19 protein-coding genes are annotated in these 21,689 nt (G+C 72.0%); 14 read left to right on the forward strand and 5 right to left on the reverse strand.

Annotated elements, in window-relative coordinates:
- Positions 1-39: 39 nt before the first annotated feature.
- The 7 genes from LRP67_RS08935 to LRP67_RS08965 are packed head-to-tail and all read left to right on the forward strand — an operon-like array spanning position 40 to position 7,845.
- On the forward strand, positions 40-1,464 hold the full coding sequence (locus tag LRP67_RS08935) for a uracil-xanthine permease family protein (protein ID WP_231269811.1): 1,425 nt from the start codon (positions 40-42) through the stop codon (positions 1,462-1,464).
- Positions 1,461-2,273, forward strand: coding sequence for a xanthine dehydrogenase family protein subunit M (locus LRP67_RS08940; RefSeq protein WP_231269812.1), 813 nt, complete (start codon positions 1,461-1,463; stop codon positions 2,271-2,273). The genes LRP67_RS08935 and LRP67_RS08940 overlap by 4 nt, the downstream gene beginning before the upstream one ends.
- Positions 2,266-2,745 carry a (2Fe-2S)-binding protein gene (locus LRP67_RS08945; RefSeq protein ID WP_231269813.1) on the forward strand — a complete coding sequence of 160 codons (480 nt, stop codon included), beginning with the start codon at positions 2,266-2,268 and terminating at the stop codon, positions 2,743-2,745. The genes LRP67_RS08940 and LRP67_RS08945 overlap by 8 nt, the downstream gene beginning before the upstream one ends.
- On the forward strand, positions 2,742-5,147 hold the full coding sequence (gene cutA / locus LRP67_RS08950) for an aerobic carbon-monoxide dehydrogenase large subunit (protein WP_231269814.1): 2,406 nt from the start codon (positions 2,742-2,744) through the stop codon (positions 5,145-5,147). The genes LRP67_RS08945 and cutA overlap by 4 nt, the downstream gene beginning before the upstream one ends.
- Entirely contained in the window at positions 5,144-5,779 is a 636-nt protein-coding gene (locus tag LRP67_RS08955) for a carbon monoxide dehydrogenase subunit G (protein WP_231269815.1), read from the forward strand. The genes cutA and LRP67_RS08955 overlap by 4 nt, the downstream gene beginning before the upstream one ends.
- 4 nt (positions 5,780-5,783) lie before the next feature.
- On the forward strand, positions 5,784-7,175 hold the full coding sequence (locus LRP67_RS08960) for an amidase (protein ID WP_231269816.1): 1,392 nt from the start codon (positions 5,784-5,786) through the stop codon (positions 7,173-7,175).
- A 40-nt stretch (positions 7,176-7,215) separates the two neighbouring features.
- Positions 7,216-7,845, forward strand: coding sequence for a maleylpyruvate isomerase family mycothiol-dependent enzyme (locus LRP67_RS08965; RefSeq protein WP_231269817.1), 630 nt, complete (start codon positions 7,216-7,218; stop codon positions 7,843-7,845).
- 50 nt (positions 7,846-7,895) lie between these two features.
- On the opposite strand, the gene LRP67_RS08970 is transcribed toward LRP67_RS08965, so the two are convergent.
- Together LRP67_RS08970 and LRP67_RS08975 are read right to left on the reverse strand one after the other, a co-directional pair.
- On the reverse strand, positions 7,896-8,072 hold the full coding sequence (locus tag LRP67_RS08970) for a hypothetical protein (protein ID WP_231269818.1): 177 nt from the start codon (positions 8,070-8,072) through the stop codon (positions 7,896-7,898).
- Positions 8,073-8,176: 104 nt separating this feature from the next.
- Complete coding sequence (locus LRP67_RS08975; RefSeq protein ID WP_231269819.1) at positions 8,177-9,472, reverse strand: HNH endonuclease signature motif containing protein; 1,296 nt, start codon at positions 9,470-9,472, stop codon at positions 8,177-8,179.
- Between the two features lie 767 nt (positions 9,473-10,239).
- On the opposite strand from LRP67_RS08975, the gene LRP67_RS08980 reads away from it, so the two are divergent.
- Genes LRP67_RS08980 through LRP67_RS08990 form a run of 3 tightly spaced genes read left to right on the forward strand, consistent with a single transcriptional unit; the run spans position 10,240 to position 14,919 of the window.
- Positions 10,240-10,908: a 1-acyl-sn-glycerol-3-phosphate acyltransferase gene (locus LRP67_RS08980; protein WP_231269820.1), complete on the forward strand. Its 669-nt coding sequence runs from the start codon at positions 10,240-10,242 to the stop codon at positions 10,906-10,908.
- Between the two features lie 19 nt (positions 10,909-10,927).
- Positions 10,928-13,018: a hydantoinase/oxoprolinase family protein gene (locus LRP67_RS08985; RefSeq protein ID WP_231269821.1), complete on the forward strand. Its 2,091-nt coding sequence runs from the start codon at positions 10,928-10,930 to the stop codon at positions 13,016-13,018.
- Positions 13,015-14,919 carry a hydantoinase B/oxoprolinase family protein gene (locus tag LRP67_RS08990; protein WP_231269822.1) on the forward strand — a complete coding sequence of 635 codons (1,905 nt, stop codon included), beginning with the start codon at positions 13,015-13,017 and terminating at the stop codon, positions 14,917-14,919. Before LRP67_RS08985 ends, LRP67_RS08990 begins: the two co-directional genes overlap by 4 nt.
- On the opposite strand, the gene LRP67_RS08995 is transcribed toward LRP67_RS08990, so the two are convergent.
- Positions 14,916-15,596, reverse strand: a complete 681-nt coding sequence (locus LRP67_RS08995; RefSeq protein WP_231269823.1) for a helix-turn-helix domain-containing protein — start codon at positions 15,594-15,596, stop codon at positions 14,916-14,918. The genes LRP67_RS08990 and LRP67_RS08995 overlap by 4 nt on opposite strands.
- A 129-nt stretch (positions 15,597-15,725) precedes the next feature.
- Here LRP67_RS08995 and LRP67_RS09000 point away from each other — a divergent pair, with 129 nt between their 5' ends.
- Positions 15,726-16,571, forward strand: coding sequence for a class I SAM-dependent methyltransferase (locus tag LRP67_RS09000; protein ID WP_231269824.1), 846 nt, complete (start codon positions 15,726-15,728; stop codon positions 16,569-16,571).
- Here LRP67_RS09000 and LRP67_RS09005 read toward each other — a convergent pair.
- Positions 16,538-17,182 (reverse strand): response regulator transcription factor, encoded by a 645-nt coding sequence (locus LRP67_RS09005; RefSeq protein ID WP_231269825.1) that lies wholly within the window; start codon positions 17,180-17,182, stop codon positions 16,538-16,540. The two genes, LRP67_RS09000 and LRP67_RS09005, sit on opposite strands and share 34 nt — an antisense overlap.
- On the reverse strand, positions 17,179-18,135 hold the full coding sequence (locus LRP67_RS09010; protein ID WP_231269826.1) for a sensor histidine kinase: 957 nt from the start codon (positions 18,133-18,135) through the stop codon (positions 17,179-17,181). The genes LRP67_RS09005 and LRP67_RS09010 overlap by 4 nt, the downstream gene beginning before the upstream one ends.
- Positions 18,136-18,274: 139 nt before the next feature.
- On the opposite strand from LRP67_RS09010, the gene LRP67_RS09015 reads away from it, so the two are divergent.
- Genes LRP67_RS09015 through LRP67_RS09025 form a run of 3 tightly spaced genes read left to right on the forward strand, consistent with a single transcriptional unit; the run spans position 18,275 to position 21,601 of the window.
- Complete coding sequence (locus tag LRP67_RS09015) at positions 18,275-18,820, forward strand: SPFH domain-containing protein (protein WP_231269827.1); 546 nt, start codon at positions 18,275-18,277, stop codon at positions 18,818-18,820.
- Complete coding sequence (locus LRP67_RS09020; protein WP_231269828.1) at positions 18,807-20,312, forward strand: potassium/proton antiporter; 1,506 nt, start codon at positions 18,807-18,809, stop codon at positions 20,310-20,312. Before LRP67_RS09015 ends, LRP67_RS09020 begins: the two co-directional genes overlap by 14 nt.
- Positions 20,309-21,601, forward strand: coding sequence for an SLC13 family permease (locus LRP67_RS09025; RefSeq protein ID WP_231269829.1), 1,293 nt, complete (start codon positions 20,309-20,311; stop codon positions 21,599-21,601). The genes LRP67_RS09020 and LRP67_RS09025 overlap by 4 nt, the downstream gene beginning before the upstream one ends.
- The last annotated feature ends 88 nt before the right edge of the window (positions 21,602-21,689 follow it).

Genomic DNA, 21,689 nt, shown 5'->3' on the forward strand with positions numbered 1-21,689 from the left:
GGGGCTCTCGTGGATCGCGGACCGCCGAGGAGGGCTCAGATGTCGTTGTTCACCTGGGAGAAGATCGACCCCGCTCCCGGCGAGGCGGTCGGCCCGCACCAGCGCCTCGGCTGGGGCAAGACCGCCGGGCTCGGCGCCCAGCACGTGGTCGCGATGTTCGGGGCGACGTTCGTGTTCCCGCTGGTCATGGGGCTCGACCCGAACCTGGCCATCATGTTCTCCGGCATCTGCACGATCCTGTTCCTGCTGATCTGCAACAACAAGGTGCCGAGCTACCTGGGCACGAGCGCGTCGTTCGTGGCCGGCGTCGCCGCGATCCGGGGTCAGGGCGGTGACTCCGCGGACGTCACCGGCGCCATCATGGTCGCGGGCGTCGTACTGCTGCTCGTGGGGGTGCTGGTCCACTTCGCCGGCTCCTCGGTGATCCACCGCATCCTGCCGCCGGCCGTGACCGGCGCGGTCGTGATGCTCATCGGCTTCAACCTCGCGCCCGTCGTCGCGGGGGTCTACTGGCCGCAGGACCAGTGGGTGGCCCTGCTGACGGCCACCTTCCTGGTCGCCGCCGCGGTGCTGTTCCCCGGTTTCTGGTCCCGGGTGGCGGTCTTCCTGGCCCTGATCTTCGGCTACCTCGTCTCGTGGGCCGCCGACAAGCTGTTCGGCACCATCAGCTCGGTGCTGCCCGGCACCAACCTCCTGGACCAGAACGGCGAGCCGTGCACGACGGAGGGGACCTACTGCGTCGCCACGGCGTTCGACCACGACCGCGTCACGTGGGCCGGCGTCGAGGCGGCCGACTGGGTCGGGGTGCCCAGCGGCACGCTCGGCGACGGCGTCAGCGTCGTGCACGGGCCGAGCTTCTCCCTGACCTTCATCCTGCTCGTGCTGCCGGGCGTCATCGCGCTGATCGCGGAGAACACCGGGCACGTCAAGGCGGTCGCGGAGATGACCGGCGAGAACCTCGACCCCTACATGGGCCGCGCAATCGGTGCCGACGGGTTCGCCACCGCCCTGGCCAGCGCGTTCGGCGGCTCGCCGACCACGACGTACGCCGAGAACATCGGCGTCATGGGGGCGACGCGGGTCTACTCCACGGCCGCCTACTACGTCGCCGCGCTCGTGGCGATCCTGCTGGGGCTGTGCCCGAAGTTCGGCGCCATCGTCAGCGCGACCCCAGGCGGGGTCCTCGGCGGGATCACGGTCGTGCTCTACGGGATGATCGGCCTGGTCGGCGCCAAGATCTGGGTCGAGAACCGGGTCGACTTCGGCAATCCGGTCAACCTGGTGGGCCTGGCCGCCGGCATCATCGCCGGCATCGGCGGCGTCACGCTGGCCATCACCGACGACTTCGAGCTCAGCGGCATCGCGCTCGGCACGATCCTGGTCATCGTCTACTTCCACCTCGTCGGCCGTGGGCACCGCCCGAGCGTCCATCGAGGGGCCGACGAGGTCAGCCGCGCGCGGTGAAGCCCGCCTCCTTCGACTACGTCCGCCCGGGCTCGCTGGACGATGCGCTCGCCGCGCTGGCCGGCGACCCGGGCGCGAAGGTGCTCGCCGGGGGTCAGTCGCTGGTCCCGCTGCTGTCGATGCGCCTCGCGGCGCCCTCGAGGCTGGTCGACATCAACGGCCTGCCTGGGCTGGACGAGGTGACGGTGAGCCCCGACGGCGTTCGCGTCGGCGCGCTCGCGCGGCACGCCGACGTGCTGGCGCACGAGGAGGTGGCGCGGGTGCAGCCGCTGCTGCGGCTCGCGCTGTCGCACGTCGCCCATGCGACCATCCGCAACCGCGGCACGACGGTGGGCTCGATCGTGCACGCCGACTCGGCCGCGGAGCTGCCGATGGTGCTGAGCCTGCTCGCAGGCTCGCTCGAGGTCGTCGGGCCGTCCGGCGCGCGCACCATCCCCGCCTCGAAGCTGTACGTCGGTCCGCTCGAGTCGAGCCTGGCGCACGACGAGATCGCCACGTCGGCGAGCTTCCCGGCCCTCGCACCGGGTGGGCGAGTGGCCTTCGCCGAGATCGCGCGTCGCCACGGCGACTACGCCCTGGTCGGCGCGGCCGCACTGGTGGAGGGTGGCAGCGTGAAGGTCGGCTACGTGTCCGTGAGCGACGTACCCGTCGTGGTGGACCTGTCCGGAGTGCCGGTCGAGGACCTGGGCGAGGCCGCGCTCGAGCGGCTCGAGCCGGCCGGCGACATCCACGCCACGGCGGCCTACCGGGCCCACCTCGTCCGGGTGCTGACCGAGCGGGTCGTGCGGGAGGCGACGGGCGATGAGTGAGCCCCTGATCGAGCTCCGGCTGAGCGTCAACGGCGTCGTCCACGACCTGCGGGTGCCGGCACGGCGGCTGCTGTCCGACGCACTGCGCCACGACCTGGGTCTCACCGGCACCCACGTCGGCTGCGAGCACGGCGTCTGCGGGGCATGCACGGTGCTGGCCGACGGGCGGCCCGTCCGGGCCTGCCTGATGTTCGCGGTGTCGGCCGTCGGGCTGGAGCTCACGACGGTCGAGGGGCTCGCCGGCGGGGACGGGTCGCTGAGCAACGTGCAGCAGGCGTTCGCGGAGTGCCACGGCCTGCAGTGCGGCTTCTGCACGCCCGGCTTCCTCACGACGATCACCGCCGGGCTGCGCGACAATCCCCAGCCCACGCACGAGGAGGCCCGGGACATGATCGCCGGCAACCTATGCCGCTGTACCGGCTACCAGAACATCGTCAAGGCCGTCGAGCGCGCCGCGGAGCTGGGCACATGACCACCAGGCTGATGGGCACGGGCGTCCAGCGCGTCGAGGACCAGCGGTTCCTACGCGGGCTGGGCCGCTACGCCGACGACATCGCGGTCGACCCGGCCACGCTGCACGCCGCCGTGCTCCGCTCGCCGCACGCGCACGCGCGAATCGTCGACATCGACGTGGCCGACGTACTCGACGTCGAAGGGGTCCACGCGGTGTGGACCTACGACGACCTGACCGGGGCGATGGCCGACCCGCTGCCGCTGCTGATCCCGCACCCGGCGCTCACCCACGGCCGCACGCAGTACGCGCTGGCCAAGGACGAGGTCAACTACGTCGGCGAGGCCGTCGCCTTCGTCGTGGCCGACGACCGCTACGTCGCCGAGGACGCGGTCGGGCGGATCAGGGTCACCTACGACGTCCTGGCGCCCGTGGTCGGCGTCGAGGCCGCGCGCGCCGCCGACCGGCTGGTGCACGAGGACGTGCCGGGCAACGTCGGCGCCCGGATGGAGCAGAGCACCGGCGACGTCGAGGCGGCGCTCGCCGCGGCCCCGCGCCGGCTCACCCTCGACCTCGACGTCGAGCGCAGCGCCAGCATGCCGCTGGAGGGGCGCGGCACGGTCGCCCGATGGGACCCCGACAGCGACCGGCTGCAGATGTGGACCTCCACCCAGACCTCGACCGGCGTGCGCGCGGTCGTGGCCGTCAAGCTGGGGCTCGACCTGCGCCAGGTCGACGTGATCACCCCCGACGTCGGCGGGGGGTTCGGCGTCAAGATCAACCACCCCTGGCCCGAGGAGCTGCTGGTCCCGCTCGCGGCGCGCACCCTGCGCCGTCCGGTGAAGTTCATCGAGGACCGCCGCGAGCACTTCATCTCCTCGGCGCACGAGCGCGGGCAGATCCAGCACATCGAGGTGGGCTTCGACGACGACGGGCGGCTGCTGGCCCTCGACGTGACGTTCTGGCACGACCACGGCGCCTACACGCCCTACGGGCTGATCGTCCCGATCATCACCTCCACCCAGCTGCTCGGGCCCTACAAGCCGGCCGTCTACCGCGTGGTGTTCGAGTCGCTCTACACCAACACGGTGATGGTCACGCCCTACCGCGGCGCCGGGCGGCCGCAGGGCTGCTTCGCGATGGAGCGGACGATGGACGCGATCGCGGCCGAGCTCGGCCGGGACCGCACCGAGGTGCGGGCGGTCAACTTCATCCAGCCCGACGAGTTCCCCTTCGACCAGGGCCTGATCTTCCAGGACGGCCGCGAGCTGGAGTACGACAGCGGCGACTACCCGGCCCTGCTGGAGAGGATCAAGACGCTGGTCGGGTGGGACGAGTTCCCGGCCTTCCGCGCGGAGATGGCCGGGCAGGGACGGCGGGTCGGCATCGGCCTGGCCTGCTACGTCGAGGGCACCGGCGTCGGCCCCTACGAGGGCGCGCACGTGCACATCGAGACCTCCGGCAAGGTCAAGGTCGCGACCGGCCTCACCACGCAGGGACAGGGGCACGCAACGGTCTTCGCGCAGCTGGTCGCCGACGAGATCGGCTGCCGCTTCGAGGACGTCGAGGTGGTCACCGGCGACACCCGCCGGATGCCGTACGCCGTCGGCACCTTCGCCTCGCGGGCCGCGGTGATGAGCGGCTCGGCGATCCACCTGGCGGCCAGGAGGACCAAGGAGAAGGTCCTCCGGATCGCCGCCGACGCGCTCGAGGCCTCGCCCGACGACCTGCAGATCGTGGACGGCGTCGTGTCGGTCAAAGGCTCGCCCGGCGCGGCGATCGACCTGGGCACGGTGGCGGTGCTGTCCAACCCGCTGCGCTACGCCTTCGACGAGGCGTCCAGGGCGGCCACCCAGTTCACGGTCGGCGACCCCGGGAAGCCGCCGGTGCCCGAGGACGAGGAGCCGGGGCTCGAGGGCACCGACTTCTACTCGCCCGAGCGCTCGACCTTCGCCTCGGGCATGCACGCGGTGATCGTCGAGACCGACCCGCTGACCGCGGAGATCACGATCCTGAAGTACGCCGTCGTCCACGACTGCGGCAAGCTGATCAACCCGATGATCGTGGAGGGACAGATCCACGGCGGCGTCGCGCAGGGAGTCGCGGGGGCACTCTACGAGCGGATGGTCTACGACGAGTCCGGTCAGCTGCTCAACGCGTCGTTCATGGACTTCCTGATGCCCTACGTCACCGAGATCCCCGACGGCATCGACATCGACCATCTCGAGACGCCCTCGCCGCTCAACCCGCTCGGCATCAAGGGCGCGGGCGAGGCCGGGGTAATCCCGTCAGCGGCGGTGTTCGCCTCGGCGATCGAGGATGCCGAGGGGCTTAGCTCACCTGGTCTGGCGATCACGGCGATGCCGATCTCGCCCTCCGAGCTCTTCCACCTCCGACTCGCGCACGCCGAGGAGACCTCGTGAAGATCAGTGGCTCGAACGTCATCCCCTTGCCCGTCGACGCGGTCTGGGACGCCGTCCTGGACCCGGCCGTCCTCGTGCAGAGCATCCCTGGCTGCTCCCGGCTGGAGACCACGGGCGAGCACGTCTACGCCATGACGGTCACGGCCGGGGTGGCGGCGATCAAGGGCACCTACGAGGGGTCGTGCGCGCTGTCGGAGCTCGCCGAGCACGAGTCGCTGACGATGCGCCTGCAGGGCGCGGGCGCTCCCGGGACGGTCGACGCGACCGTCGCGGTGCGCTTCGAGGAGGTGCCCGAGGGCACCCAGGTGACGTGGGACGCCGACGCCGTCGTCGGCGGGATGGTGGGCGGCGTCGGCCAGCGGATGCTCGGCTCGGTCTCCAAGCGCATGGCTGGCGACTTCTTCAGCAACGTGGGCGACGCGCTGACGCGTCAGAGACTTTCTGACGGGTCAGCGGGGGCGACTGGGGCGGCTGGGGTGCCGGGTGAGGTGTTCAGCGCGCCGCCGAGGGCGGGCGCGGCGGCGTCGCAGGAGGACTTCCTCAGGGGCGTCGCGGTGGGCGCCGGGCTGGTGCTGCTGGGGGTCCTCGCGCAGGGTCTGGTCGGGGGCCTCTTCGGCCGTCGGCGATCATGACCGCATGAGCGAGCTGTCGGTCGAGTCCACCGCGCGGGAGCAGGTCGAAGCGATCCGGGAGCGGCGGATCTCGGCACGCGAGCTGCTCGAGCTGCACCTGGAGCGCATCGGGAGCCGCAACGGCGAGCTCAACGCGATCGTCTCGCTCGACGCCGAGCGGGCCATGGCCGGAGCGGCCGCGGCCGACCAGCACCTCGCCTCGGGCGGACCGGTCGGCGCGCTCCACGGACTGCCGTTCGCGGTGAAGGACACCCACGCCGTCGCGGGCTGGCGCACCACCTACGGCTCGCCGCTGTTCGCCGACCACGTGCCGGATGCCGACGACCTGATCGTCGAGCGGATCCGCCGAGCCGGCGTCGTACTGCTCGGCAAGACCAACGTGCCCGAGTTCGCCGCCGGCTCCCACACCTTCAACACGGTCTTCGGCACCACCCTCAACCCGGTCGACCCGAGCCGGTCGGCCGGCGGCTCGAGCGGGGGAGCGGCCGCCGCGCTCGCGTCGGGCATGGTGCCGCTCGCCGACGGCTCCGACATGGGCGGCTCGCTGCGGAACCCCGCGTCGTTTTGCGGCGTCGTAGGCCTGCGCCCGTCGCTGGGGCGGGTGCCGGGGTGGCCGCTGGCCAACCAGTGGGAGACGACCTCGGTCAGTGGTCCGCTCGCGCGCAACGTCGGCGATGTGGCGCTCCTGCTGTCGGTGCTCGCGGGCCCGGACCCGCGCGCACCGCTCGCGCTCGGTGCGCCCGGCGCCGCGTTCGCACCACCCGTCTCCGGCACGCTGCAGGATCTTCGAGTCGCCTGGACGCGAGACCTGGGCGCGGCCTTCGAGGTCGACGACGAGGTCGCGACGGTGGTCGAGGACGCCGGCCGACTGATGGCGCGCTCGGGCGCCCGCGTCTTCAGCGACCACCCCGACCTCCACGAGGCCGACGAGACGTTCCGGACCCTGCGCGCGTGGCACTTCCAGGCCCGGTTCGGCGAGCTCCTGGCGAAGCATCCGACCTCCTTCAAGCAGTCGCTGGCCGACAACATCCGCGCCGGGGAGTCGCTCACCGGGGCCGACGTCGCGACCGCCTACGCGCGCCGCACGGCGCTGGCCGAGCGGATGCGGCTGTTCTTCCAGCGCTACGACGTGCTGGTGCTGCCGGTCTCGCAGGTGCCGCCGTTCCCTGCCGACCAGGAGTTCCCGACGGCGATCAACGGCGTCGAGATGGAGTCGTACCTCGACTGGATGCGCTCGGCCTACTACATCACCGTCACCGGCTGCCCCGCGATCTCGGTGCCCGCCGGCGTGACGCCGTCCGGACTGCCCGTCGGCGTACAGATCGTGGCGCCGCACGGCGCCGAGCGCCGGCTGCTCGAGGTCGCCGCGGCGTTCGAGGCGGCACGTGACGCATGAGATGCCGATGAGTCCGGTGGCGCCGATCAGTCGAACCGGCATGGAGGGCGCTTCGATCGACGTCGCGGTGGGTGCCGAGCGCCTCGCCCTCGCGGACCTGGTCGCCCACCTGGACGACGCGCAGTGGGCCACGCCCTCCCTGTGCGGCGCGTGGACGGTCCGCGACGTCGTCGCCCACCTGACCGGCACCACGCGCGACGGCCTGGGGACGATCCTGGTCGCGGCGGTGCGGGCCAGGGGCAGCTTCGACCGGATGGAGGTGGACCGGGCGGCGCGGCGCGCGACCCGGCACTCGACCGAGGAGCTCGTGCAGATGCTGCGCGAGAGCGCGGCCTCCAGTCGTCGTACGCCCGGGAGCAGCCGGATGGACCCGCTCATGGACCTGGTCATCCACGCCCAGGACATCGCCCGCCCGCTCGGTCTCGTCCACACCTCACCACCGGAGGTCGTGGCGGCGTCGCTGGCCTACGTCGCGACCAACAGGTTCATGGGGGCGCCGAGGCGGCTCAGGGGCCTGCGGATCGTGTCCACGGACACCGGGTGGTCCTACGGCCACGGGGCGGCGGTCCGCGGCGCCGACGTCGACCTGCTGCTCGCGATCTCCGGCCGACCCGCCGGACTGGTGGCCCTCTCCGGCCCCGGTCTCGCCCGGCTGACCGCTCAGCTCTGATTCGGGTGGTGCAGGACCTCCGGATCGAGATCGACTCCTTCGCTGCGGCCTCAGGGAGTCGGCGTCTCCGCCGGCGAGGTCGCGTTGGTCGGGCAGTCGGGGTTCGTGCAGATCCGCAGGTCGACGGTGCCGTCCGGGTTCTTGCCGTGGCGCACCTCGGACGCGTCGTGCGCCCGGAGGTCGACCTCGGATCCACAGACGCGGCACGGCGAGTTGTCGAAGTACATAGCGGGTCCCGTCCCTAGTGCGAGACCCCCACGCTAGCTGGGTCGGCTCGTCGACTGCTCTGCCGACATGCCGGTGGCCCCGCCGGTGGCGGGGTGTGGGGCGCTCAGGGTCTGTGGTGTTGGAGTGGTTCGGTGCCGGTGTGGTCGCGGCGGTAGGTGTGGCCGTGGGGTGAGTGCCAGACATAGGTGCCGCGGTCGAGCACGTCGTAGGTCCAGCGGCCGTGGGTCTTCAAGCGATGGTGCCCGCGGCACAGGGGTGCGGAGTTGCACGAGCAGGTCGGTCCGCCGCGTTGGTAGGGGGTGACGTGGTCGTGGTCGCACCTCTCGGCCGCTCTGGTGCACCAGGGGAACACGCAGGTGTGGTCGATGAGGTCGTCCTGCTCGACCAGCCGGGCCGGGTGCTCGTAGCCGGCGACGTGGACGTGCTCGGCGAGGTCTCTGACGGGTTTGAGGTTGATGACGGTGTCGGGTGCGCCGCACCACTCGCGGATGGTCTCGAGCAGCACCGGTTTGCGGCCGCATCTGCCGACGGTGGCGTTCGGGTCTCCGAACACCCCGGCCTGGTGGATGTGCAGGTCGATGACTCGGGTGATCTTGATGCTCTCGGTGGTTGAGGAAGGACGAAGTCCTGTCTCGAAACCACCCTCGCTGTCCTCATCACCGAAGGCAAGCGTGTCTTGGCCGCGGGCGAGGTCACCGGCGGCCTGGGCGCGTCGTACGTCCAACGACTCGGTGGACCCGGCGGCCTTCCGGTCCGCGGCGAGGCGGTTGATCGCGGTGTCGAGGTCGAGGGCGTCTTGGGCGTCCAGGGTCCCGGACACGTCGATGGTGCCTTCGAGGGACATGGCGTGGGTGTGGATGTCGAGCTTGCGTCCGTCGGCGGCTTGGCGGCGTAGCTTCTCGGCCTGCTCGGGGTCGAACCTGGCCATCGCGGTGGTGATCTGTCGTTCGACCTCGGCGTAGGAGACCTTGTGCGCGCAGTACCCGAGACGGGCGTCGACGAACGCGGCACCCGCCGCGGGTAGGCACATGGTGTGCTCCGCGATCCACCGGGCCTTCCAGAACCCCAGCTGACCGGCCTCGACGCGGGCCCAGATCCTGGGGAGGCGGTATCGGATCTCAAGTGCGGCGCCGACGTAGCGCTTGGCGGAGTCGGTGGACATCCCCAAGGCGGCGCCGAGCTCCATCACCGCGAACTCGCTGACCATGGGTGCCCCGGGCCCGGCGAGCGGGATGCCGTGGTCACCGACCGCGGCGTCGTCTTCGTCGTGGGTCTCATGCAGCGAGCACCAGTCATGGACGAGGTGGACGCGGCCGAGCTCGGCCTCGATCGCGGCCTGGGTGTGCGCGCGGACACCGTCGAGCAGCTGCCTGCTCTGGTTGGGTCCGGGGGTGTTCATGGGATTTCTCAAGCACCCGCCACCGACAGTCGAAGGCGCCGAGAATGCCTTTATCCACAAGGGGTCTTGGAACTTTCTCGCATCTCGGTGGTCGAGGTACGAAGGCGTGCAACGCCTGAGCCTCGAGACCCCGCCACCCGACCGCCGTACCTCGACCGACGGGGTCTCGAGGCTCGTCGCTGGCGCTCCTCGCACCTCGACCACCGAAAGTGGGCTGCCGCCGCTCCTTGCACCTCGACCAGCGGCGGACGAGGTCTGGACCAGTGGGCGACTTCTCCACAGGGACGGTGGACAAGGCTGTGGAAACGGGGCGGGTGTGGTGGAGAGAGGGGGGTCGGACTGTGGAGGGAGGGGGAGTTCCGGTGGAACCGGAGGTTTGTGGCGTGAAGGTCTTGCGCGGGGGTTTCGGCGGGGCATAGAACTGACCCACGCACTCCCCCCGGGGAGAGCGGGGCAGCTCGGAGACGAGGGTCCAGATGACGGGGGACCAGCTTGCTGGGAACTTGTCGCGGCAGCCGGATGGTGAGGCTACTGGGACCGGAGGAGAAGAGCTGTCGATCGGGATACACCATCGGATCGGTCAAGCCGAAGGGCCCTTGTGACTCATACTCACAAGGGCCCTTCACCTATTTTCCACCAGGCACCGCGATGACCGACCCCCGTGGTCGTCTCCGCCGGGCGGCTGGAGGTCGTGCCAGGCACCTGCGCGCGGTGACCACCACGACGCCGTACGCGTGGCGCGGCTGAGCTGCCCCTACGATCAGGCCATGCTCTACCGGGTGCTCCACACCGTCGTCCCGCCACTCGCCAAGGCGATCTGGCGACCGACGGTCAACGGCGTGGACAACATCCCGCGCACCGGTGGGGTGATCCTGGCCAGCAACCACCTGAGCTTCGCCGACTCCATGGTCATCCCGATCGTGGCGCCGCGGCGGGTGGCGTTCCTGGCGAAGTCGGACTACTTCACCGGGACCGGCGTCAGGGGCGCCCTCTCCCGGATGTGGTTCGAGGGCATGGGCATGCTGCCGGTGGACCGCGACGACAGCAAGGCCGCGCTCGCCAGCCTCGACACCGCGCTCTCGGTGCTGCGCCGGGGCGAGGCGTTCGGGATCTACCCCGAGGGCACCCGTTCGCGCGACGGCCGGCTCTACCGCGGGCGCACCGGCGTCGCCCACCTCGCCCTCACCGCCGGCGTCCCGGTCGTGCCCGTCGGCCTCATCGGCACCGACAAGCTGCAGCCGGTCGGCTCGTCGCGACCCAAGGTGGTGCCGGTGACGGTGTCGTTCGGCAGGCCGATCCAGGTCGTCGGACGCTACGACGGCGTCCCGCTGGGGCGGGCCCGCCGCGAGGTCACCGACCAGATCATGACGGCCATCCAGGAGCTGTCCGGCCAGGAGCCCGCAGGCGTCTACAACGAGCGCTCCCCGGAGGCCTGATCTCTGCTTGGATCGACGCATGGGTCGGATCAGGATCGGGATCGACACCGGCGGCACCTTCACGGACGTCGTCGCCTTCGACGAGGAGTCCGGAGCGCTGGTCACGACCAAGACCCCGTCGACGCCGGGCAACCCCGCCGACGGCTTCCTCGCGGGCATCGAGAAGGTGCTCGCCCTGGCCGGGGCGAAGGGCGCCGACGTCGCGTCGGTCAGCCACGGTACGACGGTCGCCACCAACCAGCTGCTCGAGGGCAAGGTCGACCGGCTCGGCTTCGTGACCAACGCCGGCTACGAGGCGATGCTGGAGATCGCCCGGCAGTCGGTGCCCGACGGCTACGGCAACTCCTACTTCTGGGTCAAGCCCGACCGGATCGTGCCGCGCGACCTGGTGAAGGGGGTCGAGGGCCGCCTCGACGTCACCGGCGACGAGGTGCGGCCCTTTGACGAGGCCGGCGCGCGTGAGGTGGCCCGGTGGTTCCGCGACCACGACGTCAACTCGCTCGGCGTCTGCTTCCTGCACTCCTACGCCAACGCCGACCATGAGGAGCGCATGCGCGCCGTCCTCGCCGAGGAGCACCCCGACTGCGTGGTGTCGGTGAGCAGCCAGGTGCTGCGCGAGTACCGCGAGTACGAGCGCGCCATGACCACCCTCGTCGACGCGGCCGTCAAGCCCCGCCTGTCGGCGTACGTCACGAACATCAAGAGCCGCCTGACGGACTACGGCGACCTGCCGTTCTACGTGATGAAGTCCAACGGCGGCGTGCTCTCGGCCGACGAGGTCGTGCACCAGCCGATCACGACCGTGCTCTCCGGCCCCGCGGCCGGCGCGCTGGGCGCCGCGATGATCGCGAAGGTGGCCGGCTTCGACCACGTGCTCACCAGCGACGGCGGCGGTACGTCGACCGACGTCTCGGTCGTCATCCACGGCGAGCCGACGCTGACCACCGAGGGCTCGGTCGGCGCGTTCCCCTCCAAGATCCCGATGATCGACGTGGTGACCGTCGGCGCCGGCGGCGGCTCCATCGCCTGGCTCTCGCCGGAGGGGACGCTGAAGGTGGGGCCGCAGTCGGCGGGCGCCGACCCCGGGCCGATCTGCTACGGCAAGGGCGGGCGCGAGGTCACGATCACCGACGCCCACGTCTTCCTCGGCCGGATCCCCCCGCACCTGCTCGGCGGGGAGATCCCGCTCGACGTCGACGCGGCGGCGAGCGGCGTACGCGGGCTGGCCGCGGAGCTCGGGCTGAGCCCGGAGGCGTGCGCGGCCGGAGTGCTGGAGATCTCCGCGTGGAACCAGGCCAACGCGCTGCGCCAGGTCACGGTCAAGCGCGGCCTGGACGTGCGCGACTTCACGCTGACGACCTTCGGCGGCTCGGGCTCGCTGCTGCTCTGCCGACTGATGGACGTGCTCGGCATCCCGACCGTCCTGGTGCCGCCGAACCCGGGCAACGTGTCGGCGTTCGGGCTGCTGACCGTGGACGTGAAGAACGACTACGTGCAGACCCACGTCGCGCTGGCCGACCAGCTCGAGGCGGCCACGGTCGCCGGGATCTACGACGACCTGACCGAGCAGGCCGCGCGGGCGCTGAGGACCGAGGGGTTCGCGCCCGCGCAGCACCGCTTCGTCCGCACCGCCGACCTGCGCTACTTCGGCCAGGCGTTCGAGGTGCGGGTGCCGGTGCCCGACGGGGTCGTCGACGTCGCCGTGCTCGCCGACGTGGCGGATGCCTTCCACGCCGCGCACCGGGCCCTCTACGGCTACGACTTCTCCACGGACCCCACCCAGCAGGTCGAGTGGGTCAACCTGCGGGTCTCCGGCGTCGGCCCCATCCGGCGGCCGGAGATCGTGCGCCACCAGGTGGAGGCGGTGGTTGAGGTGCGAGGAGCGCCAGCGACGAGCCTCGAAACCGCCACTCGGCAGGTGTGCTTCGACGCGGGGGACGGGTACGTCGCCACGCCGGTCGTGCAGCGCACGGACCTGCCGCCCGGGGCGAGCGTGGCCGGACCGATGGTCATCGAGGAGTTCGGCTCGACGGTGCCGGTCCATCCGGGGTTCGTCGCGCGGGTGGACGAGTACCTCAACCTCATCGTGACCCGGGAGGCGACGGCATGAGCAGGCGTGCGCCCACGCAGTTCCCGTTCGCCCACCTCACCGACGACGCGGGGGCGCGCGCCGACCCGGTCCTGGTCGAGATCGTGCAGGGGTCCCTGGCCAGCGTGGAGCTGGAGGTGGAGACCGCGATCGGGCGCACCAGCCGCAGCCCCATGATCCGCGACGCCCACGACTTCCGCGCCGGCATCCACGACCGGCTGCTGCGCAAGCTGACCGGGCGCTCGTACTCCGCCCTGGTGCACCCGGTCGCCCGTGACTTCCCGATCGAGCAGATGCGACCCGGCGACGTGTTCTTCCACAACGACGTCTACCGCTCGGAGGGCGGCATCGGTCACCTGCCCGACCTGTGCGTGACGGTGCCCGTCTTCAGCGAGGGTCGGGTGGTCGCGTTCGTGCAGGCGTTCGGCCACCACGACGACATCGGGGGCGCCGTGCCCGGCTCGATGCCGAGCAACGCCACCAGCGTCTTCTCCGAGGGCCTGATGGTGCCGCCGATCAAGCTCTGGGACGCCGGCGTGCCCAACCGGGCGGCGCTCGCGATCATGACCCGCAACTCCCGGATGCCGGAGTCGCTGGCCGCCGACCTCGACGCCGAGTGCTCGGCCTGCCTGATGGGCGCGCGGCGGCTCGGGGAGCTGTTCGACCGGTACGGCGTCGAGGTCGTGGAGTCCTGCTTCGACGCGATCATCGACCGCACGACCACGACGTACCGCCGCGAGATCCTCAGCCAGATCCCCGTCGGCAGCTGGGCGTGGGAGGACTACGCCGAGCACGACGGCGTCGACGCCCCGCGGCTGCACACCCAGCGGATCACGCTCACCCGCACGCCCGCGGACGACCCGGACGGGGAGCGGATCATCCTCGACTTCGACGGCACCTCGCCGCAGGCCAAGGGTCCGATCAACCACTGCGGCGACTACAGCGACGGCGTGTTCCTCAAGAAGTGGCTGGCGCCGATCCTGCGCAACCTCGCGGAGTCGCCGGAGCGCATGGCCGAGCTCGACGTCAACGAGGGCGTCGTGCCGCTGATCGAGATGCGCTTCCCGGAGCCGGGCACCCTGTTGACGCCGGTGTTCCCGGCGCCCACCAACGCCCGCACGTTCGTCATCCTGCGGCTCCTCGGCGTGCTGGCCGGCGTGCTCGCGAAGGCGGTCGACGGGCGGATGCCGGCCGACCAGGAGACGATCCGCTACACCGGCGTCTACGGCGAGGACCTGAACGGGCTGCCCTACCTGATGCGCGAGGTGCTCGGCGGCGGCTCCGGCGGCCGCCACTACGCCGACGGCGAGGACACCATCCACGTGGTGCCGGACTCGCGCAACCTGCCCAGCGAGTTCACCGAGGCGCGCTTCCCGTTCCGCGTCGAGTCGCTGTCGCTGGCCGTCGACAGCGGCGGCGCCGGGCAGTACCGCGGCGGCCTCGGCTACGAGAAGCACATCCGGATGCTCAAGGACGGCCATTTCATGTCCATCGCCGACCGCTCGATCCTGGCCTGCTGGGGCGTTCGCGGTGGACTGGCGGGGCAGCCGTTCTCCGTGGTCATCGACCCGGGTGGCCCGGCCGAGCGGGAGGCCGACGCACTGGCCGACGCCGAGCCGGTCCGTGCCGGTGAGGTCATCCGGATCCGCACCACCGGGGGCGGTGGGTGGGGCGACCCGCTGGCGCGCGACCCAGAGCTGGTCGTGCGCGACGTGCGGTGGCACAAGGTCTCGCCCGAGGCCGCGCTGGCCGCGTACGGCGTCGTGCTGACCGGCGAGGACGACGGCCCGGGCTTCGACGCCGGGGCGACGAGAGCCGAGCGGGCGTCGCGACCCGCGGCCAGCGAGGCCTTCTTCGACCGCGGCCCGGGCTACGCGGCGCTGGCGGACGGGGCGGCCTACGCGGCGCTCGACGTTCGCTAGGCCGGGACCGGCCGGGGAACCGCGGCCAGCGAGGACCGGCCGAGCCAGCGGGGGAGCTCGCGGCGTACCTCGGAGGGGCCCTCGACCGTGCACTCGCCGCTGGCGAGCAGCTGCGGCCAGTCGAGGTCGCCGCGCCACAGGCGAGTGAGCGCACGCAGGCCGGTGCGTAGGGTGGCGGTCACGTCGAAGCCGGGGTCGTAGTCGCACACGTCGACCTCGTCGCCGGAGACCACGATCCACCAGTGCGCGGCGCGCGCGTCGACGTCGTCGAACTCGATCGCCAGCACCGTGCGCGAGCGCGGCCATGCGTCGAGCGGGACCGTGCGCTTCATGTCCCACAGCAGCAGGTGCGGGTCGAGGTCCTCCGCGCCCAGCTGCCCGATCCAGCGGACACCCCACACCCCGAGCGCCTCGACGATCCCGTGCAGCTCGCGCCCGCTCTCGGTGAGCGTGTAGGAGGTGCGCCCGCCTTGGTCCGAGCGCCGTACGACGCCGGCTCGCTCCAGGGTGCGCAGCCGCTTGGACAGCAGCGCAGGCGACATCCGGGGCACCCCGCGCCGCAGCTCGTTGAAGTGGCTGCTCCCGGCGAGCAGCTCGCGTACGACGAGCAGCGTCCATCGCTCGTCGAGCACCTCCATGGCCTTGGCCACGGGGCAGAACTGACCGTAGGTCGACATGGGACCAGTAGACCCCCCTCCGGCCGCGGTGGCCAGTACAGAACGTGAACCGCATCCGGTGCAGATCCGGCACTGGAGGTGAGTGCGGGCCAGGGCAAGCCTGGAGTCCGACCGAGCGAAGGAGCTCCCATGACCGACACCGCAGCCCCCGACCTGAAGGCCAAGCACCGCGCCCTGTGGGCCCTCGGCGACTACCCCGACGTGGCCGCGACCGTGATCCCCGACCTGGGCCAGGCCCTGGTGGAGGCCTGCGCGGTCTCCGCCGGCGACCGGGTCCTCGACGTCGCGGCCGGCTCCGGCAACGCGAGCGTCCCCGCCGCGCTCGCCGGCGCGGTCGTGACCGCCAGCGACCTGACGCCCGAGCTGCTCGAGGCCGGCCGCGCCCGCGCCGAGGCCGACGACGTCTTGCTCTCCTGGGAGGTCGGCGACGCCGAGGCGCTGCCGTACGGCGACGCGTCGTTCGACGTCGTCATGTCCTGCGTAGGCGTGATGTTCGCGCCGTTCCACCGGGTGGCGGCCGCAGAGCTGCTGCGGGTGGCACGCTCGGGAGCGCGGATCGGGCTGATCGCCTGGACGCCTGAGGGGTTCATCGGGCGGATGTTCGCCACCATGAGGCCGTACGCCCCCGCGCCGCCTCCCGGCGCCCAGCCGCCACCTCTCTGGGGCGACGAGGCCCATGTACGCGACCTGCTCGCCGACGAGGTGGTCGACCTCACCGCCGTACGGCGCACGGTCACCGTCGACGGCTTCGCGACGGCCGAGGCGTTCCGCGACTACTTCAAGGCCTGCTACGGCCCCACCATCGCGGTCTACCGCGGCCTGGACGAGGCGCGGGCCGCAGCGCTGGACGAGGACCTCGCCGCCCTGGCCCGGGGCTTCGACGAGGGCGACGGGCTGATGCGCTGGGAGTACCTGCTCGTCACCGCCCGCCGCGCCGGCGGTCAGGGCTCGATCAGGCCGGCGCGGATGGCGTAGCGGGTGAGCTGGGTGCGGTCGCGCATGCCGAGCTTGGCGAGGATGTTGGCGCGGTGGCGCTCGACGGTCTTGATGCTGATCGTGAGCGCGCGCGCGATCTCCTTGGACGATTGACCCTCGGCGATCAGCTTGAGCACCTCGTCCTCGCGCTCGGTCAGCACGGTCGCGGGGACGCTCTCGCCGCGGCGCAGCCGGTCGAGGTAGTCGCGGGCCAGGGCCCCCATCGCGCCGGGGTAGACGAACGCCTCGCCGCGCGTGGCGGCGCGGACGGCGCCGACCAGGTCCTCGTCGGCGGCGGACTTGAGCACGTAGCCGCTGGCGCCGACCTTGAGCGACTCGAAGAAGTACTGCTCGTTGTCGTGCATCGACAGCATCAGGATCTTGGGCGGCCTGCGGAGACGGGTCATCTCGCGCGCCGCCTGCAGGCCGGTCATGCGCGGCATCGCGATGTCGAGCACCACCAGGTCCACCTCGAGGTCGCGCAGCGCGGCGACCGCCTCGGCGCCGTCCCCGGCCTCGCCGACGACGGTCAGGTCCGGCTCCTGCTCCAGGATCAGCCGGACCCCGCGCCGCACCAGCGCGTGGTCGTCGACGAGCAGGATCCTGATCACGAGGGCACCGGTACGGCGAGCCGGACGGTCGTGCCGAGCCCGGGGCCCCCGGTGACGGTGACCTCGCCCCCGACGAGCAGGGCCCGCTCCCGCATCCCGAGCAGCCCGGTGCCGGGGTGGCTGCCGTCGGTGCCCCGGCCGTCGTCGCGCACCTCCAGCACCACCCGGTCGCCGAGCCGGGTCAGCGACAGCGTCACCTGGCCGGCATGGGCGTGGCGGGCCACATTCGTCAGTGCCTCCTGGGCGACCCGGTAGACGACCAGCTCGGCCTGCGGCGACAGCGCCGGCAGGCCGCGGGCGACCGTGCGCCGTACGTGGGTGCCGGTGTGGGCCGCGAAGTCGGAGGCGAGGGCGGCGAGAGCGCTGTGCAGCCCGAGGTCCTCGAGTACGCCGGGGCGCAGCTCTCGGGCCACCCGGCGGATGTCGTCGAGGCCGGCGCGCACGCTCTCGCGGACCAGCCCCAGCTCCTCGGCCAGCTCGGGGGGCGCCTGCGCCTGCACCTGCTTGAGCCCCAGCAGGACGACGGTGAGGCTCTGCCCGACCTGGTCGTGCAGCTCCTGGGCGATCCGGTGCCGCTCGGCCTCCTGGGCGGCGAGCGCCTGGGCGTTGCTGGCGCTGCGCTCGGCCTCGAGGCGGTCGAGCATGGCGTTGTAGCCGCGCACCAGCTGGGCGCCGGGTCCGCTGGAGGGCTCGGCGAGCCGGTGGCCCGGCTTGAGCAGCTCGACGGTCGCCATCTGGGCGACGACGCGGTCGACCGGGGTCAGGCTGCGGCGCAGGAACAACGCGTCGGCGAACAGCATGAGGCCGAGCCCGACGGTGAGCACCAGCACCTCGGAGAGCAGCGGCTGCCGCGAGACGCTGGCGGGCGAGACGACCAGCGCGAGGGTGCCCACGGCGAAGACGACCCCGTTGGTGAGGAACACCTTCCAGAAGAGCGACGGTTGCCAGGCCACGCCCTCACCCTTCCGGACTCGGCGCACGGAGTCCACGCGGGCGCCCACCGTCACGTGGAGATGGGTGGTAGCACCCATGGTCCGCGGCGTGCTCGCAGCCGAGACTGGAGGTGTCGACGAGCAGAGCGAGGAGGGTCACGTGGATGAGTACCAGGTCCCCATGGTGGCTCTCCTGGGAGTGCCGCTCCTCGCTCTCCTCGCGACGGTCTCGGTCCGGTGGGTGCCCGAAGGGCACGTGCTCGTGGTGACCCGGCGGGGGATCGTCTCGCGGGTCACCGGGGCTGGGCTGCGCCTGCGGTGGCCGGGAGTCGACCGGGCAGAGGTCGTCCCCGTCGCCCCTCAGGAGCTCCCGTTGGCCGTGCGTGCTGACACGGCCGACGGACGCGACGTACGCCTGCTCGTGCTGGCCCACGTCACGCTGGTGCCGCCGAGCCCTCTCGAGCGCTTCGTCGAGCCGCTCGCCTCCGCGGAGGTGGCGGCCCAGCGGGTGCTCGCCGAGGCGGTACGGCGTCGTGCGGTCGCCGACCTGGCTGAAGGGCTCACGCAGTCCTGGCCGTCCCTGGTCGCGGCCGCCGACGCCGTCACCCGTCCACGCGGAGTCCGCGTGGTCGACCTGGAGCTCGTCGAGCTCGACGTCCTGCTCGTGCCCTCTACGAGCGTCACGGCGGCCCGTGGATCCGGCTGACCTGAACCTCGCCCTCCTCGTGGGGGCGGGTGTTCTCCTGGCGGCCGTGGCCGCCGTCCGCATCTCCACCCGGGCCGGCCTGCCCAGCCTGCTCGTGTACCTCGCCCTGGGACTGATGCTGGGCGAGTCCGGCCTCGGCCTGCAGTTCGAGGACGCCGACCTCACCCAGATCCTCGGCACCGCCGCGCTGGCGGTGATCCTGGCCGAGGGCGGCTTCACCACCGACTGGAAGGTGGTGCGACCCGTCGCGCCCCTGGCCGGGGTGCTGGCCACCGTCGGGGTTGCGATCTCGGTCGCGGTGACGTCGGGCCTGGTCTACCTCGTGCTCGACGTCGACCTGCGTACGGCCATCCTGCTCGGCGCGGTCGCCTCCTCCACCGACGCGGCCGCGGTGTTCGCGGTGCTCCGCTCGATGCCGATCCGCGGCCGGCTCCGGGCGACCGTGGAGGCGGAGTCCGGCTTCAACGACCCGCCGGTCATCATCCTGGTCACCGTCGTCACCTCGAGCGCCTGGGCCGACTCGAGTGGGCTCGGCATCCTCGGCCAGGTCATCTACCAGCTGGTGCTCGGCGTGGTCCTCGGGTACGTCGTCGCCCGCCTCGGGCTGTGGGTGCTCGTGCGCAGCGCCTTGCCGGCCTCGGGGCTGTACCCCATCGCCACCCTTGCCATCGCCTTCCTCGGCTTCGCGGTGGCCGGAGTCGCAGGAGCCAGCGCGCTCATGGCGATCTACGTCGCCGGGCTGACGCTGGGCAATGCCGACCTGCCGCACCGCACGGCCACGGGCAGCTTCGTGGAGGGACTGGCCTGGCTCTCGCAGATCGGGCTGTTCGTGCTGCTGGGGCTGCTGGCCAGCCCGGCCCGGCTCTGGGACGCGCTGCCCTACGCGCTGCTGGTCGGCGGGGTGCTGACGCTGGTGGCCAGGCCGCTCTCGGTGGTGCTCTGCGCGACGCCGTTCCGGGTGCCCTGGCGCGACCAGGCGTTCATCAGCTGGGCGGGCCTGCGCGGCGCCGTGCCGATCGTGCTGGCCACCATCCCGATGAGCGTCGGGCTGCCCTCGGCGGAGCGGGTCTTCGACGTGGTGTTCCTGCTGGTGGTGGTCTTCACGCTCGTGCAGGGCCCCACGCTGCCCTGGGTGGCGCGGCGGCTGGGCGCCGCGACGGGGGAGCAGCCCCGTGACCTCCCGATCGAGTCCGCGCCGCTGGAGGAGCTGGGGGCGACGCTGCTGCAGTTCACGGTGCCGCCCGGCTCCCGGCTGGCGGGCGTGGAGGTCGCCGAGCTGCGGCTGCCGCCGGGCTCGGCGGTCTCCCTGCTGCTGCGCGACGGCACCATCACCGCACCCGGTCCCACCGCCGTCCTGCGGGTCGGCGACCACGTCCTGGTCGCCGCCGCGCGCGACGACCACCCCGCCATCGAACGACGCCTCCGCGCGGTCAGCGACCACGGTCGCCTGGCGGGCTGGTACGTCGACCTCCCCGAACGGAGCTCCGCTTGATCGTCAGCGCCGCGGTCGCCATCTTCCTGGTGGCCTACGCCTTCATCGCCACCGAGAGAATCGACCGCGTCGCCGCCGCGCTGGGGGGTGTCGCGGCCATGACCGTCCTCGGGCTGGTGGACGCCGACAGCGCGTTCTTCGACCACGAGACCGGCGTCGACTGGAACGTCATCTTCCTGCTCTTCGGGATGATGGTGATCGTCAGCATCCTCAAGCAGACGGGGCTGTTCGAGTACCTCGCGCTGTGGTCGGCCAGGGCGTCGCGCGGGCGCCCGGCCCGGCTGCTGACGCTGCTGATCATCGTCACCGCCACGGCGTCCGCGCTGCTGGACAACGTCACCACGGTGCTGCTCGTCGCGCCGGTGACGTTGTCGGTGTGCCGGCGGCTCGGGCTGCCCTCCGCGCCGTACCTGATCTCGCTGGTCTTCGCCTCCAACATCGGCGGCACCGCCACGCTGATCGGCGACCCGCCCAACATCATCATCGCCAGCCGCGCCGGGCTGTCCTTCAACGACTTCCTGGTGCACACCCTGCCCGTGACGGTGCTGCTCGTCGCCGGGCTGGTCCTGCTGTGCCGCGTGCTGTTCCGCCGCCAGCTGGGCGAGGTCGGCGAGCTTGCCGCCGCGGCCATGGAGGCGGTCGACCCGGGGGCGGCCATCACCGACCGCCGCAGGCTCACGTGGTGCCTGGTGGTGCTGAGCATCGTGATGCTCGCCTTCGGTCTGCACACGGTGCTGCACCTGGATCCGTCGGTCGTCGCGATGCTCGGCGCCGGCGCGATGGTGCTGGTGAGCCGCACCTCGTCGCAGGAGTTCCTCGAGGAGGTCGAGTGGGGCACGCTGGTGTTCTTCATGGCGCTCTTCGTCCTCGTCGGCGGGCTGGTCGAGGTCGGCGTGATCGGCGAGCTGGGCGAGCAGGCCGCGGCGGCCTTCGGTGGTCAGGACCTGCTCGCGGCCAGCAGCCTGCTGTTCGGGTCCGCCATCGTCGGCGGGTTCGTCGACAACATCCCCTACACCGCGGCGATGGTGCCGATCGTGCAGGACCTGGTAGCCGGCTCTGGCAACCCCGGGTCGGGCAACCCGCTGTGGTGGGCCTTCGCCCTCGGCGCGGATCTCGGGGGCAACACCACCGCGGTCGCGGCCGGCGCCAACGTCGTCGTGCTCGGCATCGCCCACAAGGCCGGCGAGCCGATCAGCTTCTGGCGCTTCACCAAGTACGGCCTCGTCGTCACGTTCGCGTCGCTGTGCGTCGCGTGGCTCTATGTGTGGCTGCGGTACTTCGTGATCTGACGCGCGCCGTCGCCTGACCCGTGCGCCACTCGCTCGAGCGCACCGGGCGGCGCGCCGTGATCACGAGCCTGGACAACATCGGCAAGGC

This window comes from Nocardioides sp. cx-169 (assembly GCF_021083605.1).
In the GTDB taxonomy this organism is placed as follows: Bacteria; Actinomycetota; Actinomycetes; order Propionibacteriales; family Nocardioidaceae; genus Nocardioides.

Excerpts from the sequence above, each read along its gene's own strand:
- LRP67_RS08935 (WP_231269811.1), top strand. The coding sequence starts at position 40 with ATGTCGTTGTTCACCTGGGAGAAGATCGACCCCGCTCCCGGCGAGGCG.
- LRP67_RS08945 (WP_231269813.1), top strand. The coding sequence starts at position 2,266 with ATGAGTGAGCCCCTGATCGAGCTCCGGCTGAGCGTCAACGGCGTCGTC.
- cutA (WP_231269814.1), top strand. The coding sequence starts at position 2,742 with ATGACCACCAGGCTGATGGGCACGGGCGTCCAGCGCGTCGAGGACCAG.
- LRP67_RS08960 (WP_231269816.1), top strand. The coding sequence starts at position 5,784 with ATGAGCGAGCTGTCGGTCGAGTCCACCGCGCGGGAGCAGGTCGAAGCG.
- LRP67_RS08965 (WP_231269817.1), top strand. The coding sequence starts at position 7,216 with ATGGAGGGCGCTTCGATCGACGTCGCGGTGGGTGCCGAGCGCCTCGCC.
- LRP67_RS08970 (WP_231269818.1), bottom strand. The coding sequence starts at position 8,072 with ATGTACTTCGACAACTCGCCGTGCCGCGTCTGTGGATCCGAGGTCGAC.
- LRP67_RS08975 (WP_231269819.1), bottom strand. The coding sequence starts at position 9,472 with ATGAACACCCCCGGACCCAACCAGAGCAGGCAGCTGCTCGACGGTGTC.
- LRP67_RS08980 (WP_231269820.1), top strand. The coding sequence starts at position 10,240 with ATGCTCTACCGGGTGCTCCACACCGTCGTCCCGCCACTCGCCAAGGCG.
- LRP67_RS08985 (WP_231269821.1), top strand. The coding sequence starts at position 10,928 with ATGGGTCGGATCAGGATCGGGATCGACACCGGCGGCACCTTCACGGAC.
- LRP67_RS08990 (WP_231269822.1), top strand. The coding sequence starts at position 13,015 with ATGAGCAGGCGTGCGCCCACGCAGTTCCCGTTCGCCCACCTCACCGAC.
- LRP67_RS08995 (WP_231269823.1), bottom strand. The coding sequence starts at position 15,596 with ATGTCGACCTACGGTCAGTTCTGCCCCGTGGCCAAGGCCATGGAGGTG.
- LRP67_RS09000 (WP_231269824.1), top strand. The coding sequence starts at position 15,726 with ATGACCGACACCGCAGCCCCCGACCTGAAGGCCAAGCACCGCGCCCTG.